At 34.8% G+C, this 14,225-nt stretch carries 7 protein-coding genes; all 7 read right to left on the reverse strand.

What is annotated here, in order from left to right; all coding sequences use genetic code 11:
- Position 1 precedes the first annotated feature (1 nt).
- The 7 genes from rffA to ABD766_RS11560 all read right to left on the reverse strand — a co-directional run bounded on the left by rffA (position 2) and on the right by ABD766_RS11560 (position 13,792).
- Entirely contained in the window at positions 2-1,129 is a 1,128-nt protein-coding gene (gene rffA / locus ABD766_RS11530; protein ID WP_344816839.1) for a dTDP-4-amino-4,6-dideoxygalactose transaminase, read from the reverse strand.
- Positions 1,126-1,923 (reverse strand): acyltransferase, encoded by a 798-nt coding sequence (locus tag ABD766_RS11535; protein WP_344816840.1) that lies wholly within the window; start codon positions 1,921-1,923, stop codon positions 1,126-1,128. Before ABD766_RS11535 ends, rffA begins: the two co-directional genes overlap by 4 nt.
- Positions 1,924-1,936: 13 nt before the next feature.
- The gene (locus ABD766_RS11540; RefSeq protein ID WP_344816841.1) at positions 1,937-3,214 is read right to left on the reverse strand and encodes an ABC transporter ATP-binding protein; all 1,278 of its coding nucleotides are present in this window, start codon (positions 3,212-3,214) and stop codon (positions 1,937-1,939) included.
- 5 nt (positions 3,215-3,219) lie between these two features.
- On the reverse strand, positions 3,220-4,068 hold the full coding sequence (locus ABD766_RS11545) for an ABC transporter permease (RefSeq protein WP_344816842.1): 849 nt from the start codon (positions 4,066-4,068) through the stop codon (positions 3,220-3,222).
- A gap of 12 nt (positions 4,069-4,080) precedes the next feature.
- Positions 4,081-4,593: an ArsR family transcriptional regulator gene (locus ABD766_RS11550; protein ID WP_344816843.1), complete on the reverse strand. Its 513-nt coding sequence runs from the start codon at positions 4,591-4,593 to the stop codon at positions 4,081-4,083.
- 526 nt (positions 4,594-5,119) lie between these two features.
- Positions 5,120-12,856, reverse strand: coding sequence for a T9SS sorting signal type C domain-containing protein (locus ABD766_RS11555; protein ID WP_344816844.1), 7,737 nt, complete (start codon positions 12,854-12,856; stop codon positions 5,120-5,122).
- A gap of 207 nt (positions 12,857-13,063) precedes the next feature.
- Positions 13,064-13,792 (reverse strand): hypothetical protein, encoded by a 729-nt coding sequence (locus ABD766_RS11560; RefSeq protein ID WP_344816845.1) that lies wholly within the window; start codon positions 13,790-13,792, stop codon positions 13,064-13,066.
- Positions 13,793-14,225 lie beyond the last annotated feature (433 nt).

A 14,225-nucleotide genomic window follows, 5' to 3' on the forward strand; every position in this document is an offset into this window, starting at 1 on the left:
CTTATTTCAGTAAATTTGAAATGAATTCAACTTGCTCAATACTCAATTCATAGAACAATGGTAGGCGCAACAATCTATCAGTAAAACAATCTGAATTAGTTAGTTCTCGACCATCGTGTTTTGATATATAAAAAGGGCTTGAATGAAGCGATATATAATGAAAAACTGCCAAAACTCCATGATCTTTTAATTTTTGAATCGCTTTAGTTCTTTCGTCTAAATTATCAAAAATGATATAATACATGTGAGCATTATTAGTAGAATAATCTGGTGTTATCGTTAAAGTAAACTTTAATTTTTCTTGATTTTTTTTAAAAAAAACATCGTAAGTATTCCATAGCATCTTACGTTTATCTTGAATGAAATCAATATTTTCAATTTGAGCCCATAGAAAAGCAGCAACAATTTCTGATGGCAAAAAAGAACTTCCTGTATCGACCCAACCATACTTATCTATTTCGCCTCTAAAAAATTTAGATCTGTTTGTCCCTTTCTCCCATATAACTTCGGCCCTATCGATAAACTGCTCATCATTAATAGTTAACATTCCACCTTCTCCAGCAATAATATTTTTAGTTTCATGAAAAGAAAAAGCGGCCATATGACCTATGCTTCCTAATGCTTTTTTTATCCCATTTTTATCAATGTAATAATTATCAATTGCTTGCGCAGCATCCTCTATCACAATAAGATTATATTTGGATGCAAGTTCCATAATTTTATCCATATCGCATGCTACTCCAGCATAGTGAACTGGTACAATTGCTTTAGTTTTTGAAGTTATTAATGCTTCTATTTTATCGGCATCAATATTAGGATTATCACTATAGGAATCCGCAAATAAAATTTTTGCGCCTTGCCTGATAAATGCTAAAGCAGTAGAAACAAAGGTATAGCTAGGAATTATAACTTCATCGTCCTTTTCTATGTTTGCTAAAATTGCTGCCATTTCTAAAGCATCAGTGCAAGATGTTGTTAGCAAACATTTTTTAAAACGATATCTATTTTCAAAATACTGTTGACACTTTTGGGTAAAAACACCATTACCAGAAATTTTTCCAGATAAAACAGCATCTTGAATATAATTGGTTTCTTTACCTGTTAAAAATGGTTTATTGAATGGTATCATTTCTTCATTATATTAGGTGTAAATTTAGCCTTTGCTGGTAATAAAAATTTCATGAAATAAATCTCTTCTTCGCTAAGTCTCTTAGTATATTCTCTAGTAGTTACATTAAAATAAGTAACTTTTGTATTTGCTATGTCGATACTATCAAAATCTTTAACAATTTGTATAGTCTTGCTATTACTATTAAATTGATTAAGGTATTGTACCATTTTATTATATTTTTCTTCTACTGAAATTGTTTCAAATTGAAAACCTACTTTATCAGAAATTGATTTTGCTGGAGATCCTGCATATATCTCGTTAAAAGCCATATCTTTCGTTACAACAGAGCCAACCATTGCCATAGATTTATCTTGAGCTGTGATTGGTGAAACAATACAATGTCCAACAAACCATACGTCATTTCCAATTATCATTGGTTTTTCATTTAAAAAACGACAACCTTCCAATGTGTCACCATACTTTATGTGACTCCATATTTGCGAATGTGCACCAATTCCACAATTATTTCCTATTGTAGTTCCTCCGATACTATCAATAATAGAATATTGTCCAATCCAAGCATTATGTCCTATCTTACAAGGTAAATAACCATGTATATTGGTATCGTGTTGTATTTTAGAATAGTCGCCTAATTCAAAATCATCACAAATTATTTGAACGTTTGCTCCTATATAACAATTATCACCAATTACAATACGTTTGGCTTTACCATTAACTCCTCGAATTACAGCTGATGGATCAATAATTGTGTTAATACCTATTTCAATATCAATACTTTGTATCTTGTTCATAATAAATTTAACTTTAAAAATTAGCTTTTATTAAAGATGAGTGACCCAACCTTATCTTCTTTTCAGGATTAAAAAAATTAGATTCTAAAACTGTTAATGAAAGTGCGTTTTGTAATACATCACAAAAATCTTTTGGGGCAGTCGATTTATAAGACACTTGATAATTGAAGTTATAATTTTGTGGTCTTAAGTTTAACTCCGGAATTGAAAGCGAGAATATTGAGTCTTGTATTTTACCAAATTCATGAGACATCTCATCAGAAACCCATCCCACAATTCTATTTTCATAATTGTCAGCAAAATTGCAGGCCACTATCATTTCATCCAAATTGACATTTGCATCTTTTTCAAAATGAAATTCTATTTTTAAATAATCGCCACTAAAAATCTCAGATATTACTTTGTTGTTTTTATCTTTAAAAATAATATCATTAATTTGAATTTTTCGATTACCAACTTTATCTGTTCGCAAATGTATTGGTGTTCCTATTTGACCATTTGTATCGTTAAGATAAGTTTCAATGGTTTGATCAATTTTACCCTGAAAATTTAACTTACCATTTTTAAGATAGATTCCCGAATTACATAATGTCTTTACAGCGGCTAAATTATGACTAACAAACAAAACGGTTCGTCCTTCACCTTTACTTACATCGCCCATTTTGCCCAAACATTTTTTCTGAAATTCGGCATCACCTACTGCTAATACTTCATCTACAATAAGAATCTCGCTTTCTAAATGAGCAGCAACAGCAAAGGCTAGTCTTACATACATACCCGAAGAATATCGTTTTACAGGTGTATCTATATAGCGTTCAACTCCAGAAAAAGCTACAATTTCATCAAACTTTCTAGTAATTTCTGCTCGACGCATTCCTAGAATAGCTCCATTAAGATAAATATTTTCTCTTCCTGTCATTTCTGGGTTAAATCCTGTACCTACTTCCAATAAAGATGCTATTCTACCGTTAACTTTGAAACTTCCTGTTGTTGGTTTTGTTACTTTACTTAAAAGTTTCAATAGTGTACTTTTTCCGGCACCATTTCTTCCAATTATTCCAACAGCATCACCTTGTTGAATCTCAAAATTAATGTCTCTTAATGACCAAACATAGTCACTGTCACCAACAGAAGTTCTGTCATTGGCTTCTCCAATTTTAAGATAAGGGTTTTCTTTTCCTCTTACTTTATGCCAAAATCGATTTAAATCATGGGTTAATGTTCCTGTACCAACTTCTCCTAATCGATATTGTTTTGATATATTTTCTGCAATTATTGCTAATTCTTTCATAATAATTAAATAGAGTCCATAAATCCTTTTTCTACTTTATTGAAGGTGATGACACCCACAAAAAGTAAAACAACAACAAACAAAGTGGTATAAATCAAACTACTTGGTTCAAAATGTCCTGAACCCAAATAACCATATCTAAAACATTCAAAAATACCAGTTAATGGGTTAGCGTCTACAATCCATCTGTATTTTTCAGGCATGGCCGAAATTGGATAAACTACCGGAGTGGCATACATATACAATTGAATTCCAAAAGCTAATAAAAAACTTAAATCTTTATATTTGGTAGTCATTGACGAAAATATCATTCCTAATCCTAAAGCAAAACCAGCCATCAAAAGAATTAAAAGTGGCGTCATTAATATCCATAAATTGGGTTGAATTTGATTTGTAAAACTATAATAAACAACCACTGCAATAAATAATAAAAACTGCACACCAAATTTTAATAAACCCGAGAACACAATAGACAAAGGCATAATCAATCTCGGAAAATATACTTTTCCAAATATGGAGGCATTGCTTTGAAATACAGAAGAGGTTTTAACTAAAGAATCCGCAAAGTAATTCCAAATGGTAATTCCTGCTAAATAAAATGGTATTTGAGGTAAATCATCCGTTGATAATTTGGCAACTTGACCAAATAAAACCATATAAATCAATGAAGTCATTATGGGTTGCACAAAAAACCATATTGGACCCAAAATGGTTTGCTTGTAAAAAGTAATAAAATCTCTTTTCAAAAGCATTAGTAATAAATCGCGATAATGCCAAAGCTCTTTAAAATTTATCGAAAATAAAGAAGAATCTGCTTTAATTTCCTCAGTCCACAATTGTTTATTAGTACTCATATTTTAATAAAATTAGCAATCAAAATTCTCATATATAATCAAACCACTTTCTGAAGGAAAATCTTGCAAAGTAAATAGTACTTTACGTTTTATTTCATCTTCAATTTTTATTGCCAATTGGTCAATATAATCGGCATTCAATTCCTTTCCTACAATCAAAACCTCAATAACACCCGAATCGATACCATTAGCATAATCACCTAAGACAACTATTTGTTGTACTTGTCCCATTCGCTCTAAAATCATGTCAATAATAGCATCCAAACCTAAATGTTTGTATACTATTTGTTGCAATGTTTTAAATAAGGGATGTTTGATGTTAGCTTTATAGGAAACCCTATTCTGAGCCGCTTTCTTCTCCAAATAGCCAGCTTCAGAGAGGTTGTTTAATTCCTTTCTTATGGCATTGGTAGATTCATTCATCTCTTCTGCCAAGCCACGTAAATGACCATTATTAGCAGCATTGATAAAAAACTTTACCAAGATACGAATACGTGTTTTAGAAGTAATAAGTGTTTCTAACATAATTAGTTATGCAATAACGAGTAACAAAAGTACTCATTTATTTGAAACCACCAAATTAATTAATTGTAAATAACCAAATTTTATAAATAAGCAATGAAAGACAATATTTAAGTTATAAGTGATTTGTTATAAGTTATAAGTGTAAAATCAAAAATTAATAGTCTTCCAAAAGCATTCTCCTCCTCTGGAGGAGTGTCCGAAGGACGAGGTGGCTTTTAAACTAATAAACAAAAAGCAGATGTTAGATGTTAGATAGCAGATAACAGGCAACTGAAAACTGAACACTAAACACTGAGCACTGAAAACTGAAAACTGAACACTGAACACTGAACACTGAATACTGAACACTGAACACTGAACACTGAACCTGTCGAAGTGCGGTCACTGAGCCTGTCGAAGTGAAAAAGCCCTTCCGTTTCCGAAAGAGCTTTCCCTAATTATTCCGAGTCCAAAAGACAAGTTAACCTAATCTCAAATTTCAAACTTCAACACTGACATCTAACATCTAACATCTAACATCTGAACACTAATTAACCACTTTCTTAGTAGCCTTAAACCCATCAATAGTAGTTACTTGAACCAATAAAACTTGATTCGTTGTTCCTACATTGATTTTAGCTTCTGAAGCATTGATGTTGGTTTTTGCAACCAATACTCTACCTCTAATATCGTAGATAGTTACTTCTTGCATTGTAGTTCCTCCTGTACGGATAAATACATCATTTTGTTGTTTGATAACATTGATACTGTTTGCTGTAAAGCTGTTATCATTTGTTGTTAATGAAGTTTGGTAAACCAATTCAAAACGATTAGCAAAAGTTCCAGCAGCCGATGTGAAAGTATATGGAGTACTCAAGTTATGGTAAGAACCATCTTGATTGTCTTTAATATAAATAGCTTGAGCACCGCCTGCGAACAATCCATCAACGTGATCAATTGTAAAAGTATAGTTACCTGCAGTAGTTACTTTATAGTTTAACGGAACCACATCGGTTGCTTGGAAGGTTGGACGACCTTGAATAACATATGCTGTACTTCCGATAAGCATATTCAATGCAACTGCTCCATCATTAAAATACTTACTATCATAAGCATCAGCTCCTAAAGTAGCATTTGCAAAGTAACTAACTACAGCTTGAGAAAATTCAGCACCTGTTCCAGTTAAGTTTAACCAAATAGCATCTGCTTGCGTTGTTGGCGTAGCTACAGTAGTAGTTCTGAAGAACTGATTAGCATTATTTGCTACACGTTGACCGTTGTTAAATTCTAATGACGTTGCACCATCTTTTGCTTCAACCAAGAAACCTTGACCAGTTTGGATCACACCATTTGGTGAATTAGTAAAAGCTTCTCCATTATCTCCGTATAAACTAGAAGTAGTGTTCCAAGTACAATAGGATGCACTTGCAGCATTATTAGTTTTTCTCCAGAAGTATAATGTTGGTTCAATTGCGTTAGTATTATCAGTTGCAAATTGAGCAATATTAATAGGTGATGGATAAGGATTACCCACTGCATTAAATTGTTGCGTTGCACTTACATTAGCCAAAGTAATAGTTTTGGTTCCATTGTTTGGAACTCCTGTAAAGCTACCATTCCAAACAACTGGTGCTGTTGGGTGATTGTAAGGCAAACGAATTAAGTATCCTTTTCCTGTTGTAAATGGAACATTGTTTTGATCAATTCCGTTTACACCTGCTGCGTTAGTTCCTGTAACATTAAATCCGATTGAACTATTGTTATATAAGTTTGATGTTGTATCATAAACATAATAACGATTAGCAAATGTAAAAGGTGAAAATGCATACAATCCTTGTCCTGTAACTGGTGAAGACCATAAGGTATAATCCAAACGAATTAATGGATTAGACTGACGTCTAACTATGATGTTTCCTGTATTAACCGCAGAAGCGTTAGATTGGAATAAATTAGCATTATTATTTAATATAAATGAACTTCCAGAAGCAACCGTAATAGCTCCATTTAAAGTTACATTAAATCCAGAAGTAACACTTACAACGGCATTGTTAGAAACTGAAATACTACATGCATCAAAGTTAGCTCCAATAGTATAATTTCCTGTAAAGCTTACTGCCTTTGTACTTGTTGGTGTACCATTACTCCATGAAGTTCCATTCCAAGTTGTAGATTCAATAACTACAGTAGAAGAACCAGATAAAATAGCTGGACAAGTTCCATCTGTTACAGAAACTAAATTCAAGGTTTGTGTAGCTGTAGCTCCATTAACTGTAACCGTAGCCGAACCACCTGTTAAAGTAGCAGTAGTATTAGAACCACCATTCAAATTATAAGTAACCACAGCGCCAGAAGTACCTGTTAAAGTAAAAGTAATATCACTTCCTGAACAAACTGCCGGACCATTATTTCCTGAAATACTTGCTGTTGGTAATGGGTTGACTGCTACCGAAGAAGAACCTGTTAAAGTAGCTGGACAGATGCCATCTGTTACAGAAACTAAATTTAATGTTTGGTTAGCCGTAGCTCCTGTTACAGTAACGGTAGCCGTTCCGCCTGTTAAAGTAACTGTAGTATTTGCTCCTCCATTTAAGTTATAAGTAACCACAGCTCCTGAAGTACCTATTAAGGTAAAATCAGCAACAGCTCCTGAACAAATCGGACCATTATTTGATGAAATACTTGCCGTAGCCAATGGGTTAACTGTTACGGTAGAAGAACCTGTTAAGGTAGCTGGACAGATACCATCTGTTACAGAAACTAAATTTAATGTTTGGTTAGCCGTAGCTCCTGTTACAGTAACGATAGCCGTTCCGCCTGTTAAAGTAACTGTAGTGTTTGTTCCTCCATTTAAGTTATAAGTAACCACAACTCCTGAAGTACCTGTTAAGGTAAAAGTTGCATCAACTCCCGAACAAATCGGACCATTATTTGATGAAATACTTGCCGTAGCCAATGGGTTAACTGTTAAAACACCACTATTATTTGTTGTTCCATTCCAGAAACCTCCACCACCTACATTATAACCTCCATACTGCCAATCGCAGGTACCTTGCTTATAACGGAAGGTATAATAGAAAGTTCCATTAGTTGGTGCTGTAAAAGTATATTGGTACTCGTCATTATTAGTACCACCTCCTGATGAATTAAAACTAGCTGCAAACCAATTCGTCCAAGTAGCTGGGTTAGTATTAGCAGCATCATATCCAAATTCTACTGTAATTCCTGCACCTTGAGCTCCTGCTCCTGGAGTAACTCCTGGCTCAAAAACTTGTCCATAAGCCGTAAAACTAGCTCCTTCGCAAACCGTTTGTGAACCTGGAAATTGTAAATTTGCGTAATCAATAGCGCTAGAAATCGTTAAAATACCTGTTTGAGTAACAGCCGTAGCACATCCATTACCTGTTGTAGTAACAGTATAATTAAACACACCGCCTGCTGAAGGTATTCCGCTGATAGTAAATACACCAGCATTGTAGGTACCAGACATTCCTGCTGGCAATCCTATAATACCAGCTCCTGTAGCGCCTCCACCTACAGCATAAGTGATTGATGTTGGGAGCGCTGTATTTTGACAGAACGATTGTGTATTAGTACCCAATCCACTAGTTAAACTAATAGTATGTGCAGCATTCGTGTTAACAGTTAAAACACCATTTACATTGGTAGTTCCGTTCCAGAAACCTCCTCCTGAACCACTGTAACCGCCATATTGCCAATCACAAGCACCTGATTTATATCTAAAAGTATAATAGTAAACACCATCTAAAGAAGGCGTAAAATTATAAACATATTCGTCGTTATTACCCACATCAGAACCATAACCAGAGGTAAACCAGTTCGTCCAAGTAGCCGGATTGGTATTAGCAGCATCGTATCCAAACTCAACTGTAATTCCTGAACCTGCACCTGCACCCGGTGTTACACCTGCTTGAAAAACTTGTCCATAAACCGTATAAGTTCCACCTTGACAAATAGTTCCTGAAGGTGGGAATTGAAGATTAGCATATCCTACTGGGTTCGACACTTGCATAGTGATACCTGCTGAAGTTGCCGGTGAACCAGTAACACAAGTAGCATTAGAAGTCATAACAACAGTTACCACATTTCCATTTGCTAAAGTTGAACTTGTAAAAGTTGAAGCAGTTTGACCAGAAACATCTGTTCCGTTTATTTTCCATTGGTAACTTGGAGTTGCTCCACCATTAGTTGGAGTTGCTGTAAATGTTACACTAGTTCCTGAGCAAATTGCTCCAGAAGGAACAGCCGCAAAGCTTACACTTGCTGCAACACTTGGAGTTACAGTAATTGTAACTACTGATGAAGTAGCTGCTGCACAAGTACCACTCGTAACTAAAGCTCTATAATAGGTAGTAGTTGTTAAATTTCCTATTGTTGCTCCTGCTAAAGTTGCTAAAGTTTCTCCAGAAATAGCTGTAAAAGTTGAATTATCTGTTGATGATTGCCATTGTATTGTACCTGTATTTCCTGTTAACGAAATATCAGTTGGTTGTGTGTTCTCACATATTGTTTGATTTGCCGAAACTGTTCCTGCAACTGATGCTGGATCTAAAGTTACTGTAACACTGCCTGTCATAGCCAAAGTATAGTTACATGTTCCATTGATATTGGTAGCCTCTACTGTGTAAGTACCAGCAACTAATTGATTCCCAAAAGAAATTGCAGCACCAGTACCTGCAACTGGCGAACCAGTATTAGAACCTCCAATTTTTAACTGATAACTAACACCAACTTGCGAATTAGCTAAACCAACCGCAACACCTGAAGTGGCACATCCATTACCTCCACCAGTAACGGTATATGCAATGGGTTCGATACAAGTAACATAACCTCTAACAATTACATCATCTATACGGAAATTACCAGCACCACTAGATGTTCTTGAACCATTTAACCATCCTTGTATAAGAACTGGTATTGAAGTTAAATTATTAACTCCTGTAACCGTTTGATTTACCGGCAATAAAACTCCATCTGGAGCATTTGCAGTAAAAGATGAAATTCCTGAAGCAATATCAAATGAAATTGCCGATGGACCAGCACTTGTTGCTAATGCATTAAATTCTAAACTAGTTACTTCAATTTTATATCCTGTATTAGCATTAATAGTAAAATTAAAATTCTTAGCTCCTGCTTGTGTCGTAGAAGTATAACCACCAGTTCCAGCCACAAATGGTTCATTAGGGAAATTTGTACCAGTATTTTGACCTACTGAAAGTGTCCCAGCAGAGATTGCAAAATCTGTTACACTTACATTTGCATCATTAAAAGTAGCTTGTGTTGCAGTAGGCAATGTAAAAGGTGTAAAATCAAATTGTGCAATTATTGATGGAACTAAAGTAATAACAATATTCCCACTTGTATCTGGAGTTAAAACACCAGAAGTTGTTGTTAAGGTATAAGTACCAACAGCATCAAATTGTGCTGCGTTAAAAGTAGCTACACCGGCTACGGCTGCTACAGTTACAGTTCCAACTAAATTTCCTGGTCCTGTTGCTTTAGCGATAGTTACGTTAGCAGTATATCCTGTATCTACTGAGTTATCTGGTCTTCTTGCTTCAACTGTGAATGAAGTTAAGTTAGTACTAACATTTCCTGTTGCTGGAACTCCAACAAAAGCTAAATGATCGGCACCAGCTACTACATTAAATGCAGCACTTGTTCCAGCTGTTAAAGCATCACCTGAAGTTTGTGTAGCTGTTACTGTTGCTCCTATTCCTGTTGTTGCTAAAACTACTCCAGAAACTACAATAGTATTAGTACCTGCTAAAATTGTTCCTGTAACTGTTCCAGAAATTGCACCTGCATTTCCATTCGTTGTTAATGTAAATGAAGTATCAGCAGTAACATTAGCAGATACATTCAATGCATTTTGTGATTGTACAGTAACGTTAAATCCTGAAGCAGCTTGAGGTGTTGCAGGAGCTATAGAGGTAATTACAAATTGAGTTGCTGGTAAAGGGATAAAAGCTGCGTCTTTACCAATTGCAAAATAATTTGTACCTGAACTCAAATCAGAAGGTGTAGAATTTGCTGAAGATGTAGCAACAAATGGATTGGCTCCAGATAATGTTGCTCCAACTTGTGACCAAACACTACCATTATAATATCCTATATATGGAGTAGTTGCTGCTGCAAAATTTGCTGCAAGCTCACCAGTATTATATTGTGCTTGAATAGCTAAATTACTTCCACCTGCAACAGCTTCTGTAACTTGCCATCTTCTATTTACAATTCTTGTATTATCATTCGGAGTAGCAAAAGTACCATCAACTGCAATAATTCCATAAACATCAGAAGTACCTGAATTATTTAACGTGATTGGGTTGTATGCTACATTACCAACTGCAAAAAGTGTGTTTGATGCTCCAACAGTTCTTCTAAGTTGTCCTGCACCATTAGTTACAACATAGTTTGTAGCACCTGCACCTGTTATAGTTCCAGCACTTCCAATTGTTAAGTCATTAGCACCAAGAGTTATTCTACCTGATGTTAATCCTAATGTTTGATTTACTACTACTGAATTATTTAAAGTTAAACCAGTTGTGTTATTTAAAGTTAAGAAATCGAAAGTGGTTGCTCCAGTTAATGTTTGAGCTGTTGTTCCGTTGAAAGTTACTAATCTAGAATTTGGAGTAAATGTCCCACTGTTTGACCAGTTTCCTGCTAAATTAAAATCACCTCCACTTGTTCCTGAAAGTACTAATGAAGCACCAGAAGCAATAGAAACATTTCCTGTTACTGACATTGCAGCATTTGTTTGATCCATATTAAAGGAACCACCAAGAAGGTTTAAATTTCCTGCAACTGTTGTTGTACCATAACTTCCACCGCCACTTCCTAAAAATATAGTTCCGTTACCAACTACTAAATTTCCGTTGATTACCCAGTTACCAGCAGTATTTCCAGTTCTTGAAATAAATCTGCCTGAGGTATTCATTGTAAAATCGTAAGCTGTAATAGGTCCAAAGTTTGTAACATCAGAAGCGCTATTAAAAACATAACTATTTCTGCTAAAAGGCAATGTTGAACTACCCGATGTAGTACTACTTACTGTATAATATCTAGAATATCTTGCTCCTGTTCCTATGTTACCACCAGCATTTTCTGTTGGAGTTTGCCCAAAAACAAAACCACCTGCACTTGTAACATAACTAAAAAAGTTAAAAGCCGCTGGTTTACCACCTACAGCAGACCAAGGAATAGAAAATTCTCTTGTATTACCACCAGTTTCAGCATAACTTCCAAAACCAGATGTTGGTCCTGTCCAGCCATTACTTCCGTCTGCTGTTCTATATTCTCTGTAATTATTTTTTACATATAACACTAAATCAGCTCTGTATTGTAATTCTGCGAAGCTTGTATTATCATAATTAAAACCAACATTCGTACCATTTGCATTTGTACCATCATTTACTGGAATTTGAGGATCTTTATCTAAATACAAAACAAAAGCCTCAGCAGTATTTGAACTTGCAACGGCAACATATAAATTGTTATCATCCCAAGTTAAATAAGTATTTCCTTGTTGGTTTGAACCATTAGTATGAACTCCATATTCACCGGCAGCAATTGTACCGTTGATTGTTGGAGCGCCTGTACCAGTAATTGAAACTTCATCAATTCCAAGCCTATCTCTTGAACCAGTAGTACCAGCTGAGGCCCAATAAATCCATCTAACTTGAACAACTGCTTGATTATTTGCACCAGCAGGTAATGTTTGCGTATAACTTACACCATTAACACGGCCTACAGTAGAAGTAGAATAAACAGAAGATGAAGGACTATCAACATTTGTCCACGCACCTGTATCCCCAACTCTATACTGTAAAGCTATAGAATTTGTATAAGATGCTTGATCCAATTTAGTCCAAGCTATCCAAGAAACACTAATATTTGATAATCCTGTAGTTGAAAACTCAGAAATTATTGCTCCTGCTGACTGACTACTAGACGCTAATAATGAAATACCATCAACTCCTGAAGCACCTTCAATAATGTATCCTCCTGAATTATTTGTTGTTGTAACAGGCAAATCAGCATTTCCATCGGTTGTAATTCTAGAAGTAGGTATAGCTCCAGCCGTTGTTCCAAATCTATGAACAGCCATAGAGCCTGGCAAAGTGGCTGCACCAGTAAAACTAAATGGTAATGTTGCAGTCGTTGGATTAGTTTGTCCAAAAGAGACTATGCTCAATAACAACAAACAAGAAAAAATCGAATTAATTACAAAACGATTTAAAGCAATTCGAGTAAAATTATTCATAAAAATCAATGTTTTTAAGTAGTTTTTTAGGGTTGCATTCATTTGGGAATGAACACTTTTTTTTTAGCCTGTAAAATTACATTAAATTTTTAATTTACAAAGCTTTAACCTTGTAGATTTTCTACTACTCAGCCAAACTACAGCTAATTAAGTAAATTATAAGAAAAGTAGTAGGTTTTGCAATTTTTATAGCTGTTTTAACCTCTTTTAAACCAATTTAAAATCTAATAATCCAAAACTCACCTCAACATCACGCATCCAAGCATAACTTTTTCCTTCTTTAGAGCATTTTCCAAAAAAAAGAAAAGCCGCCATAAACACTTGTTCTTGAGGTACTGCTACTTCCAAGTTAATAGTTTGGTGCAATGCATCGCAATACTTTATACCACTCCTAATTACTTGATAGTCATAAGTATTCAAATCTATTTGCAACAAAAGTAATTCTACTCCCAAACACATTCTAGATTTGAGTTTATAGTGGTGAGGTGTAACACTAACCGTCCCAGTTTCAAAATTAAAAGGAGTATTGATAATAGTCCCAGCGCTCAAGGAACGCTTTGGGTTCAATTGAAATTTTCTAAAAAGAGAAGCGCCTGCAACGGTAGCAATACCTTTCTCAAAAGTCTTAGTGCCTTTCTCCGACAAAACATCACAATTCTTCACTCCCATAACCACCGACTGAATATGGTTATAAATCATATTCTCAGGAACCCATTGCAACCACCAAGCAAAGGCACGCTTTATTCCAGAAGATAATTTAGCACATTTCCCAAACTCAGTCTGACGCTTCCTAACCGATTCATAACGTTCTTCTGTCTTAAGCCGCTTACCATTAAAACCTCCTTTGCGTTGTATAATCAAACTTCCATTGCGATGATAAGCAACCAAATCACCAATAGAACCTTCAAACTGAATTAATCCAACATTTTTTGCCATAAAATCAAAATAAAACCCCTATATTAGCGCCTGATTTCTATATCATTAAGCATTTTTCAAAACTACTGAAAAAGCAATTAAAATCCTAACATTTTATCAAAAACCATAACGCTACTATTACGTAGCCATGACGCTACCATGACGCTATCATTACGTATTATGTTTTTAATTACCTCCTATTTAATCCATAATTAAACCCTTACTTAAGACATCGAACAAACTACGAACGAAATACGAACAAAACTGCCAGCAACCAACAATTGGCAAACCAACACTATGTTATTCCGACAACGGAGTAATCGCACAAACTAATTACATAAAACAACAACACCAACTTTATCATATCGACAACTGAGAAATCACAAAAACAGTAAGACCTTATTCTATACTATCAACAATAGAGAAATAACATTAAAAATAAAACCAAAAAAAC

The organism is Flavobacterium cheonanense (assembly GCF_039539185.1).
In the GTDB taxonomy this organism is placed as follows: Bacteria; Bacteroidota; Bacteroidia; order Flavobacteriales; family Flavobacteriaceae; genus Flavobacterium; species Flavobacterium cheonanense.